Annotated in this window: 14 protein-coding genes; 10 read left to right on the top strand and 4 right to left on the bottom strand. The window is 71.9% G+C overall.

Annotation, left to right across the window (positions count from 1 at the left end):
- Window positions 1-15 precede the first annotated feature (15 nt).
- The 6 genes from ACRRSS_RS26790 (at window position 16) to ACRRSS_RS26765 (ending at window position 8,832) form a co-directional block, all read left to right on the top strand.
- Entirely contained in the window at window positions 16-2,091 is a 2,076-nt protein-coding gene (locus ACRRSS_RS26790; RefSeq protein ID WP_435973660.1) for a glycogen debranching N-terminal domain-containing protein, read from the top strand.
- A gap of 109 nt (window positions 2,092-2,200) precedes the next feature.
- Entirely contained in the window at window positions 2,201-3,013 is an 813-nt protein-coding gene (locus ACRRSS_RS26785; protein ID WP_435973659.1) for an NUDIX hydrolase, read from the top strand.
- Window positions 3,014-3,135: 122 nt separating this feature from the next.
- On the top strand, window positions 3,136-4,896 hold the full coding sequence (locus ACRRSS_RS26780) for an ATP-binding cassette domain-containing protein (protein WP_435973658.1): 1,761 nt from the start codon (window positions 3,136-3,138) through the stop codon (window positions 4,894-4,896).
- 160 nt (window positions 4,897-5,056) lie between these two features.
- Complete coding sequence (locus tag ACRRSS_RS26775; RefSeq protein WP_435973657.1) at window positions 5,057-5,944, top strand: FadR/GntR family transcriptional regulator; 888 nt, start codon at window positions 5,057-5,059, stop codon at window positions 5,942-5,944.
- 380 nt (window positions 5,945-6,324) lie between these two features.
- Window positions 6,325-7,872: an RNA polymerase sigma factor gene (locus tag ACRRSS_RS26770; protein ID WP_435973656.1), complete on the top strand. Its 1,548-nt coding sequence runs from the start codon at window positions 6,325-6,327 to the stop codon at window positions 7,870-7,872.
- A gap of 141 nt (window positions 7,873-8,013) precedes the next feature.
- A complete protein-coding gene (locus ACRRSS_RS26765) occupies window positions 8,014-8,832 on the top strand; it encodes a serine protease (protein WP_435973655.1) in 819 nt (272 codons plus the stop codon).
- A gap of 255 nt (window positions 8,833-9,087) precedes the next feature.
- On the opposite strand, the gene ACRRSS_RS26760 is transcribed toward ACRRSS_RS26765, so the two are convergent.
- Window positions 9,088-9,318, bottom strand: coding sequence for a DUF7455 domain-containing protein (locus tag ACRRSS_RS26760; protein ID WP_015036683.1), 231 nt, complete (start codon window positions 9,316-9,318; stop codon window positions 9,088-9,090).
- 433 nt (window positions 9,319-9,751) lie between these two features.
- On the opposite strand from ACRRSS_RS26760, the gene ACRRSS_RS26755 reads away from it, so the two are divergent.
- From ACRRSS_RS26755 to ACRRSS_RS26745, 3 genes are all read left to right on the top strand, one after another.
- Window positions 9,752-11,869: a DNA gyrase/topoisomerase IV subunit B gene (locus tag ACRRSS_RS26755; protein WP_435973654.1), complete on the top strand. Its 2,118-nt coding sequence runs from the start codon at window positions 9,752-9,754 to the stop codon at window positions 11,867-11,869.
- A 221-nt stretch (window positions 11,870-12,090) separates the two neighbouring features.
- Complete coding sequence (locus ACRRSS_RS26750) at window positions 12,091-12,576, top strand: DUF485 domain-containing protein (protein WP_435973653.1); 486 nt, start codon at window positions 12,091-12,093, stop codon at window positions 12,574-12,576.
- On the top strand, window positions 12,573-14,165 hold the full coding sequence (locus ACRRSS_RS26745) for a solute symporter family protein (protein ID WP_435973652.1): 1,593 nt from the start codon (window positions 12,573-12,575) through the stop codon (window positions 14,163-14,165). Before ACRRSS_RS26750 ends, ACRRSS_RS26745 begins: the two co-directional genes overlap by 4 nt.
- 55 nt (window positions 14,166-14,220) lie before the next feature.
- Here ACRRSS_RS26745 and ACRRSS_RS26740 read toward each other — a convergent pair whose 3' ends face one another.
- Both ACRRSS_RS26740 and ACRRSS_RS26735 read right to left on the bottom strand, forming a co-directional pair.
- Window positions 14,221-14,910, bottom strand: a complete 690-nt coding sequence (locus ACRRSS_RS26740; protein ID WP_435973651.1) for a DUF7342 family protein — start codon at window positions 14,908-14,910, stop codon at window positions 14,221-14,223.
- Window positions 14,907-16,631 (bottom strand): sensor histidine kinase, encoded by a 1,725-nt coding sequence (locus tag ACRRSS_RS26735; RefSeq protein WP_435973650.1) that lies wholly within the window; start codon window positions 16,629-16,631, stop codon window positions 14,907-14,909. The genes ACRRSS_RS26740 and ACRRSS_RS26735 overlap by 4 nt, the downstream gene beginning before the upstream one ends.
- Window positions 16,632-16,846: 215 nt before the next feature.
- Between ACRRSS_RS26735 and ACRRSS_RS26730 the strand changes: the two genes are divergently transcribed.
- The gene (locus ACRRSS_RS26730) at window positions 16,847-17,947 is read left to right on the top strand and encodes a CobW family GTP-binding protein (RefSeq protein ID WP_435973649.1); all 1,101 of its coding nucleotides are present in this window, start codon (window positions 16,847-16,849) and stop codon (window positions 17,945-17,947) included.
- Window positions 17,948-17,990: 43 nt separating this feature from the next.
- Here ACRRSS_RS26730 and ACRRSS_RS26725 read toward each other — a convergent pair whose 3' ends face one another.
- Window positions 17,991-19,841 (bottom strand): GmrSD restriction endonuclease domain-containing protein, encoded by a 1,851-nt coding sequence (locus tag ACRRSS_RS26725; RefSeq protein WP_435973648.1) that lies wholly within the window; start codon window positions 19,839-19,841, stop codon window positions 17,991-17,993.
- Between the last annotated feature and the right edge of the window lie 109 nt (window positions 19,842-19,950).

The following is a 19,950-nucleotide window of genomic DNA, read 5'->3' as shown; positions in this document are numbered from 1 at the left end:
CACCCCGTACCCGCCATGGCCCTCAGCCCCGTCCCGGCCCCCGGCCGTCCCACCGGACCCCCCACCGGGCCTACGCCCGGGCGGCCGCCCGGTCCCGGCGTCGCGCCTCCCCGTGCCGCGCGCCCCGCAGAGCTTCCCTCGGTGCACGGCGCGCTCCTCTGCGTGGCCCTGCCCGCCCTCGCCGTCTGCGCGGAGCACGGTCAGCTCACCGGCGAGGGACCCGAGGGCGTGTACGCGGCGGGGCGACGGCTCCTGTCCCGCTGCGTCCTGCGAGTGGCGGGGCGTGAGCCCGTCGCCCTCCAGGGCCGAATGGCGGCAGCCGATCGAGCGGTCTTCCTCGGTGTCCTCCGCCTCCCCGGGGACACGGGGCCCGACCCCGGTCTCTCCGTCGAGCGCACGCGGAGCGCCGACGGCACCGAGCGGATCACCCTGCGCAGCGCTGTCGCCCGTCCGCTCCGGCTCCCCGTGGAAATCTCTCTGGGCACGGATCTCGCGGACCTGGGCACGGTGGCGTCCGGCAGGTCGGGACCCGAGCTCACCGCGAGCGTCCACGGCACCGGCCTGCGCTGGACCGACGGCGGCGGTCGCGCCGTCGCCGTCACGGCGGACCCGCCGCCCATGGACGCCCTGGCGGCCGCCGGAGTACTGCGCTGGGAGGCCGAGCTGGAGCCCGGAGGCTCCTTCACGGTCCGGCTACGGATCCACGAGGGCTCGGCCGCCCGGCCCACCGCCCCCTCGGGCGGCGGCGCCGGGCGGCCGGGCGGCCACCTCCTCGCCGACGCCCATGCCGAGAGCGACGACCCGCGACCGGGGGAACTGCTGCGGACGTCGGTCGAGGACCTGCGGGCCCTGCTCCAGCGCGACCCGGCGCACCCCGCCGACGTGCACCTCGCGGCAGGCGTTCCCTGGCGCTGCGGACCGGTCACCGCCGAGGCGCTCTGGGCCGCCCGCATGGCCCTGCCCCTCGGTACCCGGCTCGCCGTCACCACCCTGCGCGCCCTCGGCCGCGCCCAGCTCTCGGGTGACGGTCCCGAGGCCGGCCGCATGCGGGGGCCCCTCAGGGACGCGGGCCCGCACCTGCCGCCCCGCTGCACGGGCGTCGAGGCCACCCTCGCCTTTCCGGTCGTGCTCGCCGAGGCCCGCCGGTGGGGGCTTCCGGCGGCGGACCTGGAGGAGCTGCTGCCCGTGGCGGAGCGCTGCCTCGGCTGGCTGCGCCGGGCGGCCGGTGGGACGGGCCTCGTGCCGGACCCGGGGCCCGCCGCACCCTGGCGGGCCGAGACACAGGCGCACGCGCACCGCGCCGCCCTGCTCGGGGCGGACCTGCTCGACGGGTGCGGGAGGCCGGGTGGGGACGCACTGCGCGATATGGCCCGGACCCTGCGCGAGCGCTTCCGCCGGGAGTTCTGGCTCGACGACCCGGCGGGCGGCCGCCCTGCCGCCGCCCGCGGACCGGACAGCAGGAGTCTGCCCCACCTGGGCGGTTGGGCAGCGCACCTCCTCGACACCGGACTGCTGGGCGGTGGCCGGTACGCGCGGGGCCTGCTGGACAGGGCGGAGAGCGAACAGCTGGCGAGGCTGCTCGGTGCCCCGGCCCTCGACTCCGGCTGGGGGCTGCGCGGGCTGGGCGTCAAGGAGCCGGGACACAACCCCTTCGGCCACCGGGCGGGTGCCGTGCGGGTGCACGAGACGGCGGTCGCCGTCGCCGGACTCGCCGCCGTCGGCCACGAGAAGGAGGCCGCCTCCCTGCTGCGTGGGCTGCTCGACGCGGCGGAGGCCTTCGCGTACCGGCTGCCCGAGATGTACGCGGGGGAGCAGCGGACGGCGGGCGGTCGCCCGGTGCCGCACCCGGCCGCGTGCCGGCCGGCGGCCGTCGCGGCCGCCGGAGCCGTCCACGCACTGCTCGCGCTCGCCGGAATCCGGCCCGACGCACCGGGGCGGTCCGTGTCGGCCCACCCGATGCGCTCCGCCCCCGTCGGAGCGATCCGGTTCTCGGGGCTCGTGGTGGCGGGTGAACCGTTCGCCGTACGGGTGGGCAGGCTCGGTCTCGGTATGGTCGAGGAGGCCGCGGAGGGCCTTCAGCTGGGGGTGTGACGGGATGTCGGACACGGACACGGGGGAAGCTCCGCGGCACGGCGCCGAAGCCGTCGCCGATCCTGCCGAGGGGCGTGTTTATCGTCAGGAAGACGACTATGATCGCGGCATGCCTCCCTACGACCCGTCGGCCTTTCCGCCCTTCGCCGTCACCGTCGACCTGGTCGTGCTCACCGTGCGCCGCCACGCGCTCTGCACCCTGGTCGTACGGCGAGGGGAAGCGCCGTATCAGGGGCGCTGGGCGCTGCCCGGCGGCTTCGTGCGCGCGGAGGAGGACCTCGGTGCCGCGGCCGCACGCGAACTGGTCGAGGAGACGGGTCTCTGCGCCTACGATCCCGCCGCCCCGCCGCCCGTGCCGGGCAACGGCGCACACCTGGAGCAGCTGGCGACGTACGGGGCGCCCGACCGCGATCCGCGCATGCGGGTGGTCAGCGTCGCGCACCTGGCCCTGGCCCCGGACCTGCCCGCGCCCAGGGCGGGCGGCGACGCGAACAGTGCCCGCTGGGCGCCGGTCGAGGAGCTGCTCGGCGAGGACGTGCTCGCCGGGGCCGTCGAAGCCGCGGGTGAGTCCGCGGACGCCGGGGGCGAGGAGAAGGAAGGCGGTCCGGAAGCGCTCGCCTTCGACCATGCCCGGATTCTCGCCGACGGGGTGGAGCGGGCCCGCTCCAAGATCGAGTACTCCTCCCTGGCCACGGCCTTCTGCCCGCCGGAGTTCACGGTCGGGGAGCTGCGGCGCGTCTACGAGGCCGTCTGGGGTGTCGCCCTGGACCCGCGCAACTTCCACCGGAAGGTGACCGGCACGCCCGGCTTCCTGGTGCCGGCCGGTGGTACCACGACCCGTCAGGGCGGGCGCCCGGCCCAGCTCTTCAGGGCAGGTGGGGCCACCCTCCTCAACCCGCCGATGCTGCGTCCCGAGGTCTGACGGACGCGCGCATCCGGCACCCCAGGGCGCCAACCCTGCACGGAAAGTCCAAAATGTAGCGTTATCTTGCTGCGGTAGCGCCGCCCTGCCGCGGAGCGGTGTCCCCTACCGCGAGAGAAGCGATGCTCCAGGCAATCGGACTGACCAGCACTCCCCGCCACGACCGCCCGCCCGCCGTGGACGATCTGACCTTCGAGGCCCGGCCGGGTGCCGTGACCGCGCTGCTCGGCTCCCCGGGCGCCGGCAAGACCACCACCCTCCGGCTCATGCTCGAACTCGAACCGGGCCGTGGGATCACCTACTTCCGGGGTCGCCCCCTCCACCGCCTCGCCCACCCCCCTCGCGAGGTGGGCGTGCTCCTCGGCGACATCCCTGGGCACCCCTCCCGCACGCTCCGGGGACAGCTGCGGATGCTCTGCGCCGCCACCGGGGCTCCCGCCTCGCGCGCCGAGGAGCTGACGCGGGCCGTGGGCCTCGACGGCCTGCAGCGCCGACGGATCGGCACGCTCCCGATCGGTGCGGACCGCAGACTCGGCCTTGCCTCCGCCCTGTTGGGCGACCCCCACACCCTGTTGCTCGACGAGCCGGGCGCGGGCCTCTCCGTACCCGAGGGCGCGTGGCTGTACGAGCTGCTGCGGGCTCACGCGGACGGCGGCGGAACGGTTCTCTACACCACGGACGACCCCAAGGACGCGGCCCGCAACGCCGACCGGGTCGTCACGCTCGACCGCGGCCGTCTCGTCGCCGACCAGGACGTCGCCGAGTTCGCCCGTACCCGGCTGCGTCCGCGGGTCGCCGTCCGCACCCCGCAGGCCGCGCGGCTGGCCGCGGTCGTGGCGCGGGAGGCCAGGGCCGCCCGACGGCCGGTCGAGGTGGTCGCCGAGGACGGCAACCGCCTCTCCGTCTACGGGAGCGACTGTGCCGCCGTCGGCGACACGGCGTTCCGTCACGGCGTCCCGATCCACCGGCTCGCCACCGAGACCGGGGGTGGCCCGGTCCCGCGCGCTCCGGAGGGCGCCGCACCCGGGGAGCCCGACGCCGCCGGGCGCCGGGCGGAAGGGCTGCCCGACACCACGGACGGTCGGGGAGGCGGAGCGCTGCGCAGGCCGGCCCGTTCGCCGCTGCGTCCGCTCCGGTACGAGATCCATCGGCTCCTGGGCGTGCCGTCCACCCCGCTCGTCGTGGCGGCCGTCCTGCTCGGCTCCGCGGTGCTCGCCCTGCTCCTCGGTCGGGGAGGTCGTGCCGCGCTGCCCGCCGTCCTGGCCGGCTGGCCCGCGATCTCGCCGTTGCCGCCCGCGGCCCTCGGGGCGGGGCTCCTCGGCGCCTTCTCCTTCGGCGAGGAGTACCGCTACCCCGCGCTGACCACGGGCCGGGGCGCGGTGCCCCGCAGGCCGGGGCTGCTGCTGGCGAAGCTCGCCGTGGCGGCGGCGGTCGCCCTCGTGCTCGGAGCGGCCGTCGTGGTGGTGGACCTGGAGGTCCTGCGGTTCGTCTACGGCGCGGAGTTGATCACCGTACCGGGCAACTGGCCGACTCTGTGCGCGAGTTGGCTGGGGCTCATCGTCGGATGCGCCTGGGCCGGGGTGCTCGGCGCCGGGGTGTTCCGTGCTGCGGCGGCCGGGGTGGCGGCGGTCCTCGCGGTGCCGGTCGCGTTCGTTCCGCTGCTCCAGAAGCTGCTGACCGGACCGTCGGTGCGGTCGGTCGCCGGACTTCCGGCGCGCTTGCGCGAGTTCGCCGGACCGCAGTGGTCCCCGGCGGTGGACCGGTGGCTGGCGGGGGGACTGCGGGTGCTCGGGCAGCCCGCGGGGGTGGCTCTCTCGCTGATGTTGACCGGGCTGCTCTGCGCCTATGTGTTCACCGGGCTTCGCCGTAAGGCGCGTTGGTGATCACTTACGGATCGAAAGATTCCGGTTTTCCACCAACTCCCTTGGGGTCCGCCAGAAATGTCTGATTAATCGTCAATTGTGTGGGGGGTGACGATCACCCTTTCGTGTGCTTTTCACCAAAGACCTCAAGGGCCACGGAGGCAACGCCGACAAAGGATGCGTGAGTACCCTTGCGCACACCATGATGACCGCCGCCCGCTCCGTCGACTCCGGCCTCGGCGCCCCGGGCGATCTCGACCGCTACCCCTACGCGGAGGCGCCCGCCGCCGGCCGCGCGGGCCCCCCCTCCTGGGAGGGGGTGGACACCGACCTGGGCCGCGTCGGCCGCCGCGGCACCGGCAACCGGGGGCGCGGACTGCACGGGCAGCTCGTCCAGCAGCTCGGCCAGATGATCGTCGCCGGGGATCTCGGGGCGGACCGCCCGCTCGTCCCCGAAGAGATCGGTCAGCGGTTCGAGGTCTCGCGCACCGTCGTGCGCGAGTCGCTGCGCGTGCTGGAGGCGAAGGGGCTCGTCAGCGCCCGCCCGAACGTCGGCACCCGGGTCAGGCCGGTCAGCGACTGGAACCTCCTCGACCCCGACATCATCGAGTGGCGCGCCTTCGGCCCGCAGCGGGACGACCAGCGCCGCGAGCTGAACGAGCTGCGCTGGACGATCGAGCCCCTGGCCGCCCGCCTCGCCGCCGGGCACGGCCGCGAGGACATCCAGCAGCGTCTGTCCGACATGGTCGAGATCATGGGCCACGCGTTCGCCCAGGGGGACGGCATCACCTTCTCCCGCGCCGACACCGAGTTCCACTCGCTCCTCATCCAGCTCGCCGGGAACCGCATGCTGGAGCACCTCTCCGGCATCGTCTCCGCCGCGCTCCAGGTGTCCGGCGGCCCCGTCACGGGCTGCGACCGTCCGAGCGAGGCCTGCCTCTCCCACCATGCCCGGATCGCGGACGCGCTCGCCGCGGGGGACGCCGTCGGCGCGGAGACGGCCATGCGGCAGCTGCTCACGGTCCACCCCGAGGTGGAGCGGGTCGTCCCCGCCCCCCGCGAACACTGACCCCCGGGCCGTGGCCGGGAGAGCGCGGTGGCGTGGACATCACGTGCCGCCGGATCCGAACGGCACCCGGGGAGTCCGGCAGGGACTCCCCGGGTGGCGTCCGGGTTTCGGCGGCGCGAATGTACCCTTATCTACTCCTCTGCGTTTTTTGTCGCACATGAGGTGTGACTCGGGCCACGAAGATTGGGCGTAACACTCCTCCGAGCCGTGCGATGACCTAAGAGGTGACAGCCGAGGAAGGAATACAGCAGCCGATGGAGGCGCTGTGCAGTTCCCCGGTCCAGCCCGCGCCGTCGGCACATTCCCCGTCGACGGTCGTCGGCTCCAGCCTGATCCAGGGCGGGGCCGGAAGCCGTTTCCATCGTTCCGAGAGGTTGTTCGTGTCGGCCAGCACATCCCGTACGCTCCCGCCGGAGATCGCCGAGTCCGAGTCTGTGATGGCGCTCATCGAGCGGGGAAAGGCTGATGGGCAGATCGCCGGCGATGACGTGCGTCGGGCCTTCGAGGCTGACCAGATTCCGCCAACCCAGTGGAAGAATGTTCTGCGCAGCCTCAATCAGATCCTCGAGGAAGAGGGTGTGACGCTGATGGTCAGTGCAGCGGAGTCGCCGAAGCGCGCCCGCAAGAGCGTCGCAGCGAAGAGCCCGGCCAAGCGCACCGCCACCAAGACGGTCACTGCCAGGACGACCGTGACGAAGACGACCGTCACGGCCTCCGCGGCATCCGCGGCCGAGGGCGCCGACCCGTCCGACGAGGACGGATCCGCCGCCAAGAAGGCGGCCGCGAAGAAGACCGTCGCCAAGAAGACGGTGGCCAAGAAGACCGTCGCCAAGAAGACGGCGGCCAAGAAGACCACCTCCAAGAAGGACGCCGACGAGCTCGCCGAGGGCGAGGAGCCGCTCGAGGACGTCGCGCCCGGCAAGGGCGAGGAGGAGGAGACCGAAGGCGAGAGCAAGGGCTTCGTCCTGTCCGACGACGACGAGGACGACGCTCCGGCGCAGCAGGTCGCCGTCGCCGGTGCCACCGCCGACCCGGTCAAGGACTACCTGAAGCAGATCGGCAAGGTCCCGCTGCTCAACGCCGAGCAGGAGGTCGAGCTCGCCAAGCGCATCGAGGCCGGTCTGTTCGCCGAGGACAAGCTCGCGAACTCGGACAAGCTCGCGCCGAAGCTCAAGCGCGAGCTCGAGATCATCGCCGAGGACGGGCGCCGCGCCAAGAACCACCTCCTGGAGGCCAACCTCCGTCTGGTGGTCTCCCTGGCCAAGCGCTACACCGGCCGCGGCATGCTCTTCCTGGACCTGATCCAGGAGGGCAACCTGGGTCTCATCCGCGCGGTCGAGAAGTTCGACTACACCAAGGGCTACAAGTTCTCCACGTACGCCACCTGGTGGATCCGTCAGGCGATCACCCGCGCCATGGCCGACCAGGCCCGCACCATCCGTATCCCGGTGCACATGGTCGAGGTCATCAACAAGCTCGCGCGTGTGCAGCGCCAGATGCTCCAGGACCTGGGCCGTGAGCCCACCCCGGAGGAGCTGGCCAAGGAGCTCGACATGACCCCTGAGAAGGTCATCGAGGTCCAGAAGTACGGTCGCGAGCCGATCTCCCTCCACACCCCGCTGGGTGAGGACGGCGACAGCGAGTTCGGCGACCTGATCGAGGACTCCGAGGCGGTCGTCCCGGCCGACGCGGTGAGCTTCACGCTTCTCCAGGAGCAGCTGCACTCGGTTCTCGACACGCTCTCCGAGCGTGAGGCCGGCGTCGTCTCGATGCGCTTCGGTCTCACCGACGGTCAGCCGAAGACGCTGGACGAGATCGGCAAGGTCTACGGCGTGACCCGCGAGCGGATCCGCCAGATCGAGTCGAAGACGATGTCGAAGCTGCGTCACCCGTCGCGTTCGCAGGTGCTGCGCGACTACCTCGACTGATCCGTACGACGTACGGAGAGGTACGCGGAAGGGCCCGGTTCCCCGAGGGGGAGCCGGGCCCTCCGGCTGTGCGCGGGTGCACGGCGCGCGCGTGTGCTGGACTCTGGGTGAACCGACATCACCGGAGAGTCAGGAGACTCCATGCGTGGTTCCCTCGCCCGAGCCTTGACGGGTGCTCTGGGCCTGATCGCCGCTACGGCGGGTCAGCTCGCCACAGCAGCCCCCGTGGCCGCCGACAGCGTCGTGGTGGGCGGCAGGCAGGCCCAGATCGCCGACGCGCCCTGGGTCGTGGCGCTGTCCAGCCGTGACCGGTTCGGAGGTACGCGCGCGGGGCAGTTCTGCGGCGGCGTGGTCGTCGCGCCGACCAAGGTGCTCACGGCGGCCCACTGCCTGGGCCGGGAGGTGCTCGGCGGTGAGCCGTGGGAGGTGCGCGACTTCGCGGTCATCGCGGGCCGCGCGGCGCTGGGCGGGCAGGGCGGCCAGGAGGTGCGGATCTCGGACACCTGGGTCAACCCCGACTACGACCCCACGAGCAACTCGGGCGATCTCGCCGTGCTGACGCTGGTGAGCGCCCTTCCGCAGTCGTACGTGATCGGCGTCGCCCGAGCGGGAGACGCGGCGTACACGCCGGGCACGGAGGCGGACGTCTACGGCTGGGGTGACACGACCGGTCACGGGACGTACGCCTCCACGCTGCGGACGGCGCGGGTGCGGGTGCTGCCGGACGCGTCGTGCGAGCGGGCGTACCCCGGCGGCTTCGGTGTCCCCTACCGGGGCGACACCATGCTGTGCGCCGGTGACCCCCAGGGGGGCAAGGACGCGTGCCAGGGGGACAGCGGAGGCCCGCTCGTGGCGCAGGGGCGCCTCGTCGGCCTGGTGTCGTGGGGGAGCGGGTGTGGGCAGGCGGAGAACCCCGGGGTCTACACCCGGGTCTCGGCGGTACTGCCCGCGCGCTTCTGACGCCGGACCCTACGGATCCCGGACCCCACGGATCCCGGACCCCACGGATCCCGGGACCCACGGATCCACAGAAGGCTCATGAGGCCCCGGGGAGCTTGCGGGGCCGCGCGGTGGCGAGGGGCGGAGTTCAGGGACCCCGGCCCTCCGTCGTGGATACGAGAACGGGCGGTCACCCCCCTTGTGATGCGGGGGTGACCGCCCGTTGTCCGGTCAGTGGTCAGTGGCCGGATCTGTGCTCGTCGTGGATGCGAGGCGTCAGTGGTCGTCGCCCTGCGTGCGGGCCGGCACGTCCGTCAGGCGGTCCGTCTCATCCTGTATCTCAACGGCGATCTTCTTGAGTTCCGGCTCGAACTTACGTCCGTGGTGGGCGCAGAAGAGCAAGTCACCTCCGCTGGTCAGGACGACGCGCAGGTACGCCTGGGCGCCGCAGCGGTCGCAGCGGTCAGCGGCCGTCAGGGGGCTCGCAGGGGTCAGAACAGTAGTCACGTCGCCTCTTCTCTAGCTCGACGAGCTGTCGTACCAGGGTCAACATCCAACCAGGCCGAAAACGTTCCCGCTCGTGGCTTTTCCTTGAAACTTCTTCCCAAGGTGGCTGTCTGCTGCCGGTTGGCGGCGAATGAGCCGTATTGCGTCGCTCTACGGATTTCGCGTTGCTTGTGTCGGTCAGTCCTCCCGGCGTGGTTGCCGGTTGTTGATGAGGACGTGCCCGGAGCCTAAATGGTTCATGCCTGGAAGGGAACGTGATGTTCGCGTCACCCCATCGAGGGATCGAACATCCATGCGACGCTGGACTAGCATGAGGAATCGGGGAGGGTGGCGTTACAACGGCTCTACCAGGCATCGGTACCCTCTGACCGGTGACCGACGCCGGGCCTTACCCCATCGGGCCAGATTTCAAATTCAGCGAGGAGCGAACCGCGTGACCGCCGAAACGTCCGTGCCGTCCAGTGCGCTGCTGACCGCAGACCGTGACGCTTCCAACTACACCGCGCGGCACCTGCTCGTACTCGAGGGGCTCGAAGCGGTCCGCAAGCGCCCCGGAATGTACATCGGGTCCACCGACAGCCGCGGCCTGATGCACTGCATCTGGGAGATCATCGACAACTCGGTCGACGAGGCCCTCGGTGGCTACTGCGACCACATCGAGGTCATCCTCCACGAGGACGGCTCGGTGGAGGTCCGGGACAACGGCCGCGGCATCCCGGTCGACGTCGAGCCGAAGACCGGACTCTCCGGAGTCGAGGTCGTCATGACCAAGCTGCACGCCGGCGGAAAGTTCGGCGGCGGCTCCTACGCCGCCTCCGGCGGCCTGCACGGCGTCGGCGCCTCGGTGGTCAACGCCCTCTCGGCCCGCCTCGACGTCGAGGTCGACCGGAACAGCGCCACGCACACGATCAGCTTCCGCCGCGGTGTCCCGGGCATCTTCACCGAGCAGGGCCCCGACAGCCCCTTCGATCCGGGCAACGGCCTCCTCAAGGGCAAGCGCGTCCCCAAGAACCGCACCGGAACCCGCGTCCGCTACTGGGCGGACCGGCAGATCTTCCTCAAGGACGCCAAGCTCTCCCTGGAGACGCTGCACCAGCGCGCCCGGCAGACCGCCTTCCTCGTGCCCGGCCTCACGATCGTCGTCCGCGACGAGCGTGACCTGGCGGGGATCGGCAAGAGCGAGGAGACGTTCCGCTTCGACGGCGGCATCAGCGAGTTCTGCGAGTACCTGGCGCAGGACAAGGCCGTCTGTGACATCCAGCGCCTCACCGGACAGGGAACCTTCAAGGAGACCGTCCCCGTCCTCGACGAGCGCGGCCACATGACCCCGACCGAGGTCACCCGTGAGCTCGCCGTCGACGTCGCGCTGCGCTGGGGCACCGGCTACGACAGCGCGGTCAAGTCCTTCGTCAACATCATCGCCACCCCCAAGGGCGGCACCCACGTCTCGGGCTTCGAGCAGGCCGTCACCAAGACGGTGAACGAGGTGCTGCGCTCGGCCAAGATGCTGCGCGTCGCCGAGGACGACATCGTCAAGGACGACGCCCTGGAAGGGCTCACGGCCGTCGTGACGGTCCGCCTCGCGGAGCCGCAGTTCGAGGGGCAGACCAAGGAGGTCCTCGGTACGTCCGCCGCCCGGCGGATCGTGGCCAACGTGGTCGCCAAGGAGCTCAAGGCCTTCCTCACCTCCACCAAGCGGGACGACAAGGCCCAGGCCCGCGCCGTCCTGGAGAAGGCCGTCGCGGCCGCCCGCACCCGGATCGCGGCCCGCCAGCACAAGGACGCGCAGCGCCGGAAGACCGCGCTCGAGTCCTCCTCCCTGCCCGCCAAGCTGGCCGACTGCCGCAGCGACGACGTGGAGCGCAGCGAGCTCTTCATCGTCGAGGGAGACTCGGCCCTCGGCACGGCCAAGCTCGCCCGCAACAGCGAGTTCCAGGCCCTGCTGCCGATCCGCGGCAAGATCCTCAACGTCCAGAAGTCGTCCGTCTCGGACATGCTGAAGAACGCCGAGTGCGGGGCGATCATCCAGGTCATAGGAGCCGGCTCGGGCCGCACCTTCGACATCGACGCGGCCCGCTACGGGAAGATCGTCCTCCTGGTCGACGCCGACGTCGACGGCGCCCACATCCGGTGCCTGCTGCTGACGCTCTTCCAGCGCTACATGCGGCCCATGGTCGAGGCCGGACGGGTCTTCGCCGCCGTGCCCCCGCTGCACCGCATCGAGCTGGTCCAGCCCAAGAAGGGCCAGGACAAGTACGTCTACACGTACTCGGACAACGAGCTGCGGCAGACCCTGCTGGAGTTCCAGCGCAAGGGGGTCCGCTACAAGGACTCCATCCAGCGCTACAAGGGCCTCGGTGAGATGGACGCCGACCAGCTCGCGGAGACCACGATGGACCCGCGCCACCGCACCCTGCGCCGGATCAACATCGGCGACCTGGACGCGGCGGAGCAGGTGTTCGACCTGCTCATGGGCAACGACGTGGCGCCTCGCAAGGAGTTCATCACCGGCTCGGCGGCGACCCTCGACCGCTCGCGCATCGACGCCTGAGGCGCACCACCCACGGATCGGTCACGCGGCCGCCCGCTCTCCACGGAGAGCGGGCGGCCGCGGTCGTGTCGGTACGCATATCAGCTCGGTCCCGTCAGGTCACCGGGCGGAAGAGTCACCTGATGGGGTGAACAGGAGGAGGAGAAGAGTCCGGGATCTTCCCGCTCTGTCCATCCTTGGGCAAGCGGCCGAAACGGTTCGCTGACAAGGAGAGTTGGCCGGTGGAGCAGGTGGACAAGCAGGAGGGGCTCGGCGCTTCGGCGAGGCCGGTCGACGACCCCTGGTACGACGCGACGGCCTCCGGCGGGGGCGAGCGGGAGGGAGCCGGGGCGCCCGGTGACAGCTGCCCCGACGCGGTGCCGCGGCAGCGGGTCCACAGCGCGGCGGAGATCTACCTGGAGGTACAGCGCAGCCCCGCCTTCCAGGAAGTGCGCAGCCGCTACCGCCGGTTCGTGTTCCCCGCCGCCCTCGCGTTCCTCCTCTGGTACCTCGCCTATGTCGTGGCGGCGACCGCCGCACCCGGACTCATGGCCCGGCCGGTGGCCGGGGTGGTGAACGTGGCGATGATCGCGGGGCTCGCACAGTTCCTCACGACCTTCCTGCTGACCTGGGCCTACGCGCGCCACGCGCGGCTGCGCAGGGACCGGGCCGCACTGGACCTGCGCTGGGACACCCAGGAGATGACCCGAGGGGTGGCGCAGCCGTGACCGGAGACCACCAGACCCTGGCGCTCGTGCTGTTCAGCGTGTTCATCGCCGTCACCCTGGGGATCACCACGTGGGTGAGCCGCAACCGGCGTGGTTCGGCGGAGGAGTTCTACGCGGGCGGCAGGCTGTTCTCCCCTCTGGAGAACGGATTCGCCATCGCGGGCGACTACATGTCCGCGGCCTCCTTCCTCGGCATCTCCGGGCTGATCGCGCTCTACGGCTACGACGGCATGCTGTACTCCGTCGGCTTCCTCGTCGCCTGGCTGGTCGTCCTGCTGCTCGTGGCCGAACTGGTCCGCAACTGCGGCCGGTTCACGCTGGCCGACGTCGTCGCCGCGCGGATGGCCGAGCGGCCGGTACGGATCGCCGCCGGAACCTCCTCGGTGACCGTCTCCGTGCTCTACCTCGTGGCCCAGATGGTGGGCGCCGGAAGCCTGGTCGCACTGCTGCTCGGGGGTACCAGCGAGGCGGCCCGCTCGTGGACGGTGATCGGCGTCGGCGCGCTGATGGTGATCTACGTGTCGCTCGGCGGCATGCGGGCCACCACCTGGATCCAGATCGTCAAGGCGGTCCTGCTCATGGCGGGCACGATCACGCTCACCGTGCTCGTCCTGCTCCGGTTCCACGGCGACGTGAACAGCCTGCTCGCGACCGCGGCCGAACGCAGCGGCCACGGAGTGGACTTCCTCGCCCCCGGCCTCCGCTACGGCGGTGACTGGACGGCCCGCCTCGACTTCATCAGCCTCGGCATCGCCCTGGTCCTGGGCACGGCGGGCCTGCCCCACATCCTGTCGCGCTTCTACACGGTGCCGACCGCCCGGGCCGCCCGTCGTTCCGTCGTCTGGTCCATCGGGCTCATCGGCGGCTTCTACCTGATGACCATCGTGCTCGGCTTCGGAGCGGCCGCCCTCATCGGCCCCGACGAGGTCCGCGCCTCCAACGCGTCCGGGAACACGGCCGTGCCGCTGCTCGCCCTCGACCTCGGCGGGGGAGCGGGTTCCACCGGAGGCACCGTGCTCTTCGCGATCGTTGCGGCGGTGGCGTTCGCCACCATCCTCGCCGTCGTCGCGGGGATCACGCTCGCCTCCTCGGCCTCGGTCGCCCACGACCTCTACGCCTCGCTGCGCCGCCGGCACGCGAAGCAGTACAGCGAGGTGACCGTGGCCCGGGTCGCCGCGGCGGTGATCGGCGCCGCCGCCATCGGCCTCGGGCTGCTCGCCCGCGACCTCAACGTGGCCTTCCTCGTCGGCCTGGCCTTCGCGGTCGCGGCCTCCGCCAACCTGCCGGTGCTGCTCTACTCGCTGTTCTGGCGGAAGTTCACCACCCGGGGCGCGGTCTGGTCGGTGTACGGCGGGCTGATCCCCGCCGTGCTGCTCGTCGTGGTCTCGCCGGTCGTCTCCGGCACGCCCGAGGCACTGTTCCCCGGCGTCGACTTCCGCCTCTTCCCGCTGCAGAACCCGGGAGTGGTCTCGATTCCGCTCGGCTTCCTCGCCGGCTGGCTCGGGACGGTCACCTCGTCGGAGCCGCCCGACGAGGCACGGCATGCCGAGACCGAGGTCAGGGCGCTCACCGGAGCGGGAGCGGTCTGACCGGAGCCGGGCGGGTCGGGAGCCCGGAGGCCCTCACGTCCGCCGCGGAGCGGCCTCAGCCCGTGGAGGGGGAGCTGGTCCAGGCGTAGCGGTGTTCGGGGCGGCCCGTCTCGCCGTACCGGAGGGAGAGGCGGACCCGGCCGGTGCGTTCGAGGAGCTTGAGATAGCGCTGCGCCGTCTGGCGGCTGACGCCGGCCCGCTCGGCGATCTCCTGGGCGGACAGCGGCCCGTCGGCGGCGAGCAGGACCTGCCGGACCAGTTCGGCCGTGGTGGGGGAGTGCCCCTTCGGTAGGTCGGGGGCGACCGCGCCGGCCGCCAGGACCCCGTAGATCCGGTCCACCTCCGCCTGCTCCGCCTCGCCCCCGTTCTCCAGGGTGCGGCGCAGCGTCGCGTACGCCTCCAGCTTGGCGCGCAGTCCGGCGAAGTTGAACGGCTTGACCAGGTACTGCAGGGCTCCGTGCCGCATGGCCGCCTGCACGGTGGCGACGTCCCGGGCCGCCGTCACCATGATCACGTCGCACTGGTGGCCGCGTGCGCGGAGTTCCCGTACGGCCGCGAGTCCGTTCTCGTCGGGCAGGTAGTGGTCGAGGAGGATCAGGTCCACCGGCGCTCCGTCCAGGGCGGCGAGCGCCTCGGCGGTCGAGTGGGCGGTGGCGGCGACGCGGAAGCCGGGCACCTTGGTGACGTAGGCGGCGTTGATCCGGGCCACCAGCACGTCGTCGTCCACGACGAGGACGTCGATCATCGTGCCTCCTCGGCGGACTTCGCAGCCTGGGTCGGGGTCGGGGTGCGAGGGGGTGTGGGGGTGGGGGCCCGGGCAGGGACCGACGGGGTCGGCTCCGGGTCGGTCAGCGCGTCCGGGAGGACGACGGTGAACTCGGCGCCGCCGTCGGGACCCTCCGCCACGCGGGCGGTGCCGCCCCGCCGCTCGGCGAGCCGGCGCACCAGAGCGAGACCGAGGCCGCGCTTTCCGTGGGACGGAAGCGCCTTCGTCGACCAGCCCTCGGTGAAGATCAGCTCGCGGTGCTCCTCCGGAACCCCCGGGCCGCTGTCGGTGACCCGCAGCACGACCGTACGCCCCTCGGTGCGGAACGAGAGGTCGATCAGGGCCCCCGGGATGCCGGCGACGGCGTCCAGGGCGTTGTCGACCAGGTTGCCGACGACGGTGACCAGTTCGCGCGGGTCGACGAGCCGGTCCGGGAGCAGCGAGTCGGGAGCGAGCCGCAGCGAGACGCCGCGTTCGGCGGCGACGGTGCCCTTACCGACCAGAAGCGCCGCGAGCAACGGGTCGTGGACCCTCTCCGTGACCTGCTCGGCGGTGGCCCGGTGCACCCCGACCACCTCGGTCACGAACTCCACCGCCTCCTCGTGCATCTCCAGCTCCAGGAGCCCGAGGAGGGTGTGCATCCGGTTGGCGTGCTCGTGGTCCTGGGCGCGAAGGGCGTCGATGAGCCCCCGGGTGGAGTCCAGCTCGCGCCCGAGCCGCTCCAGCTCGGTGCGGTCGCGGAGGGTCGCCACGGCGCCGCCGTCGTCGGTCGGCATCCGGTTGGCGATCAGCACCCGGTGGCCCCGGACGGTGACGAGGTCGTCGCCGGTCACCCGGCCCGCGAGGACGTCGGCGGTACGCCCCCGGCCGAGGACCTCGTCGAGCGGCCGGCCCGCGGCCTCGGGGCCGAGGCCGAGGAGCCGCTGCGCCTCGTCGTTCACGAGCCGTACGGAGCCGTGGCGGTCGATGGCCACGACCCCTTCGCGGATGCCGTGCAGCATGGCCTCGCGTTCGGCGAGAAGCGCGGAGATGTCGGAGAAGGCCAGGTCATGGGTCTGCCGCTGGAGGCGCCGGGAGATCAGGTACGCGGCCAGGGCCCCGGCCGCGAGCGCCCCGCCCGCGTAGGCGAGGAGGCCCGGGATCGCGCCGAGAAGCCGGTCCCGGACGCTGTCGTACTCGATGCCCACCGAGATCGCGCCGACGATCCGCCCGTCCGCGTCCCGCAGCGGCGTCTTGCCGCGCGCCGAGCGGCCCAGGGTGCCGCTGTCGATCTCCATCACCTCGCGCCCGGCGAGGACCGTGCTGGGGTCGGTGGAGACGCGCCTGCCGATCTCGGTGGGATCGGTGTGCGACCAGCGCACCCCGCGCGCGTCCATGACCACGACGTACTCGGCGCCCGTGGAGGTCCTGATCCGCTCGGCCTCCGTCTGCACCGGGCCCCGCGCGGAGGGCTGAGTGCCGGTGAGGTCCGCGGCCAGCCGGGGCGAGGCCGCGGTCCCGGCGATGGCGAGGGCCCGCCGCATGGCCTGGTCGTCGAGCTGGGCGCTGAGCGGGGCCAGGAAGAGCCCGGTGGCGAGCACGGTCACGCCGGTCGCGATGGCCAGCTGCATCAGCAGGACCTGCGAGAACACCCGCTGGGGCCACCCGAACCGCCGGCGGCGCGCGAGGGGGCGCGGGGGGCTGGTCTGTGCGGGGCTCATGCGGGAAAAGGTACGGGGCCGCGCGCGGCGACCGGAAATGGCGAGGCGCGGGTGAGGGTTCCGCCCTCACCCGAGAGGCGGATCCCCGATCGCGGACGCCTCACACCTCTCGGCGGCTCCGCCGCGAGGTGCGGGCGCGGGGTGGGGGACGTCGGATTGCCTATCCTGGGGGTTTCCCACGACCGTGGGACCCGAAGGAACCGGAGGCACGTCCCTTGACCACGCAGCAGATCCCCGTCGTCGTCCTGGCCGGGTTCCTCGGGGCAGGGAAGACCACGCTCCTCAACCACCTGCTGCGCAGCGCCCGGGGTACCCGTATCGGCGTCATGGTCAACGACTTCGGTGACATCGGCATCGACGCGATGAGCGTCGCCGGTCAGGTCGGTTCCACCGTATCCCTGGGCAACGGCTGCCTCTGCTGCGCCGTCGACGCGAGCGAACTCGACGAGTACCTGGAGGTCCTCACCCGCCCCGAGTCACGGCTCGACGTGATCGTGATCGAGGCGAGCGGCCTCGCCGAGCCGCAGGAGCTGGTTCGCATGGTGCTCGCCAGCGAGAACGAGCGGATCGTGTACGGAGGGCTCGTCCAGGTCGTCGACGCGGCCGAGTTCCCCGCCACGCGGCGGCGGCACCCCGAGACCGACCGTCACCTGCCGATCGCCGACCTCGTGGTCGTGAACAAGTCCGACCGGGTCACCGGGGACGAGCTGCGCGCCGTCCACGAGACGGTGGGCGGCCTGGCCGGGAAGGCCGTCGTGATCGACACCACGCACGGACGGATCGACCCCGAGCTGCTCTTCGACCGGGTGGTCCCCGAGGGGGAGATCGCGGGGCAGATGTCCATCGAGGACATCCTGTACGGCGACGGCGACGGCGGCGGCGGAGACGGCGGAGAAGAGGGAGGCGGCGGGGGCGGCTCGTACGGCGCGCACGCCCACCCCCACGCGACCTACGAGACCGTCTCGCTGACCGCCGCGACCCCGCTCCACCCCCGTCGCCTGATGGCCTTCCTCGACGCCAGGCCCGAAGGCCTCTACCGGATCAAGGGCTTCGTCGACTTCGGCGCCGCGGATCCGGACAACCGTTACACCGTGCACGCCGTCGGCCGCTTCCTGCGCTTCTACCCCGAGCGGTGGCCCGAGGGCGAGGAGCGGCTCACCCAGCTCGTCCTGATCGGTTCCGGCGTCGACGCGGCCGGGCTGCGCAAGGAGCTGGCGGAGTGCGAGCAGCACGGCCCGCAGGACGTCCCCGACGAGACCGGCATGTGGGGCGTCCTGCGCTACGTACAGCGGACGGTGGAGGAGGAACCCGCCTGACCGATCCGCCGCGTGCCGACCCGCCGGATGCGGCGCGCGAGGATCAGACGGCCTCCGCGAGTTCCTCGGCGTCGATGTCGACGCCGACCTCTTCGAGGGCGACGGTGTCCGCACCGTCGTCCACGATGACCTTGCCCATCTCGGAGGAGACCCGCGCGAGCAGGGCGGCCTTCCGGGCGGCGAAGAACGCCGGGAAGTCGTCGAGCGCCATGAGCTCAGGGGCGACGAGGTGGGACCGGATGTGCCCGTGGACCACCTCCGGCGTCGACTCCGCGCTCCTGGCGAGCTTCACCAGGTAGTCGGAGGGCGCGTTGCCGCCGATGATCCGGTTCGTGCGAGCGGTCAACGGGGTCTTGTTGACGATGGAGTTGTAACGCGCCGGGTCCTTCCCCGCCGTCTCGCACCACACCTTCGGGAAGATGTGGTGGATGTCGATCGACTCGTCGAAGTAGCCGGTGATCTCCGCCTTCTCGCCGGTGCGCCAGTCCATGGCGCCGGCCTTGAGCAGCAGGGCGTAGATGCCCTTGTACGCGGCGCTGTTCCGGGTCCGTAGGGTCAGGAGCCGGCTGGGCGCGAACTCCGCGGCCTCGATGGTGCGGGGTTCGCCCGAGGTGCCCCGGATCCAGCCGACGACGTCCGGCAGGTCGTGGCTGAAGCGGGTCTCGGTCGAGCCGCCGTACAGCTCGCCGAAGACTCCGCACCAGTACCAGCGGGCGAGCTTGTGCTGGGCCCCGGCACTCTGCGCGTCCTCGCCCGCGAGCGCCAGGATCGCGGCGAGCGGGATGAGCTGGGTGCCGTACGGCAGGAACCGGGTGTCGAAGACGAACTGCTGGTGCAGGAACTTCGCCGCGCGCTTGAACCCCTGGACAACCAGGGGCGCGAAGCGCTCGTACTCGTCGAGGCGCAGCTCCAGCATGTCCTTGCGCTTGCAGCCGATACGGGGGAGCCGGTCCTCCGCCACCCCGCGGGCCACGGCGTCGTCGCGCCGGGCGGAGGTGGCGAGCAGGGTCACCGACTGGAGGAAGTCGGTGTTCGACACGTCCTTGATGATGCGGTACTCGGGTGCATGCCAGGACGCCTTGACCTCCTTCTCCCAGTGCCGCCTGAGGTCGAACTCGTCGGCCGCGAAGGTGGCGGTGAGGAGCTCGAAGACGGTCAGGGAGACCCCGCCGGTGTTGACGTTCTCGAAGACCTGGCAGACGGCCTGACGGGCGGTGTTCTTGCCGAGGGAGATGACGGGCACCTGGTAGCGGTCGAAGTTCATGACGAACCTCTCTTCGAACCGCCTCCAGACGCGCAGACTCTCCTTGTCCCGGTCCCACCAGTGCTCCTCGAAGCCCCTCCGCCAGTCGTAAGGGTCGAGGACGGAGCTCAGCGGGAAGAGGTGAGCCTCGTACTCCTTCTCCCGGGTCGAGTAGTCGTGGAGCACCTCGCCGCGGAAGTTCTTGACGATCCGGTCCTCCGGAAGAAAGCGGATCGCGTCCTCGCGGTCGGTCTGCTCGTCCAGGACCGCGCGCATGTCGACGTAGAACCAGCCGGTCACCCGGTGCTTGCGCACGTCCTGGGTCACCACGGGCGTGCCGAGCTTGATCGACTGGAAGAGCGAGGTGAGGCGCTGCTGGCCGTCGAGGACGAGAGTCTCCGGCTCGGTGCCCAGGGGAGGGGTGGCCCCCTCGATCGGGCGGTGCTTGAAGCGGACGTCCCCGCCGGCCTGCAATGTCATGACCGTGCCGACCGGGAATCCCTGCGACACAGACGCCAGCAACGCAGTGATGTTCGGATGGGGCCACACCCAGCCCCGCTGGAACTCGGGGAGCTGCGCTCTGCCCTCTTCGACCTGCCGGAGCAGATCGCGGAGCGGGCGCTTGTCGATGCTGAATGCTTCGTCCGTCAACGCGGCCACCTTCACTCGGGCGTCAGACGTGCCGGAGCAGCCTCCGGCCGGTCGCCGGGCCCGACGCTACCGGTCGGCCGGGGGGCCCGTCCGGTGGTCCCTAGAGACG

Source organism: Streptomyces sp. Qhu_M48 (assembly GCF_051305195.1).
GTDB lineage: Bacteria > Actinomycetota > Actinomycetes > Streptomycetales > Streptomycetaceae > Streptomyces.
Note: the sequence above shows the minus strand (reverse complement) of the source record. Positions and strands in the feature narration are given on the sequence as shown.

Coding starts and splice junctions, on each gene's coding strand:
- ACRRSS_RS26765 (WP_435973655.1), top strand. CDS start 8,014: ATGCGTGGTTCCCTCGCCCGAGCCTTGACGGGTGCTCTGGGCCTGATC.
- ACRRSS_RS26780 (WP_435973658.1), top strand. CDS start 3,136: ATGCTCCAGGCAATCGGACTGACCAGCACTCCCCGCCACGACCGCCCG.
- ACRRSS_RS26785 (WP_435973659.1), top strand. CDS start 2,201: ATGCCTCCCTACGACCCGTCGGCCTTTCCGCCCTTCGCCGTCACCGTC.
- ACRRSS_RS26735 (WP_435973650.1), bottom strand. CDS start 16,631: ATGAGCCCCGCACAGACCAGCCCCCCGCGCCCCCTCGCGCGCCGCCGG.
- ACRRSS_RS26790 (WP_435973660.1), top strand. CDS start 16: ATGGCCCTCAGCCCCGTCCCGGCCCCCGGCCGTCCCACCGGACCCCCC.
- ACRRSS_RS26740 (WP_435973651.1), bottom strand. CDS start 14,910: ATGATCGACGTCCTCGTCGTGGACGACGACGTGCTGGTGGCCCGGATC.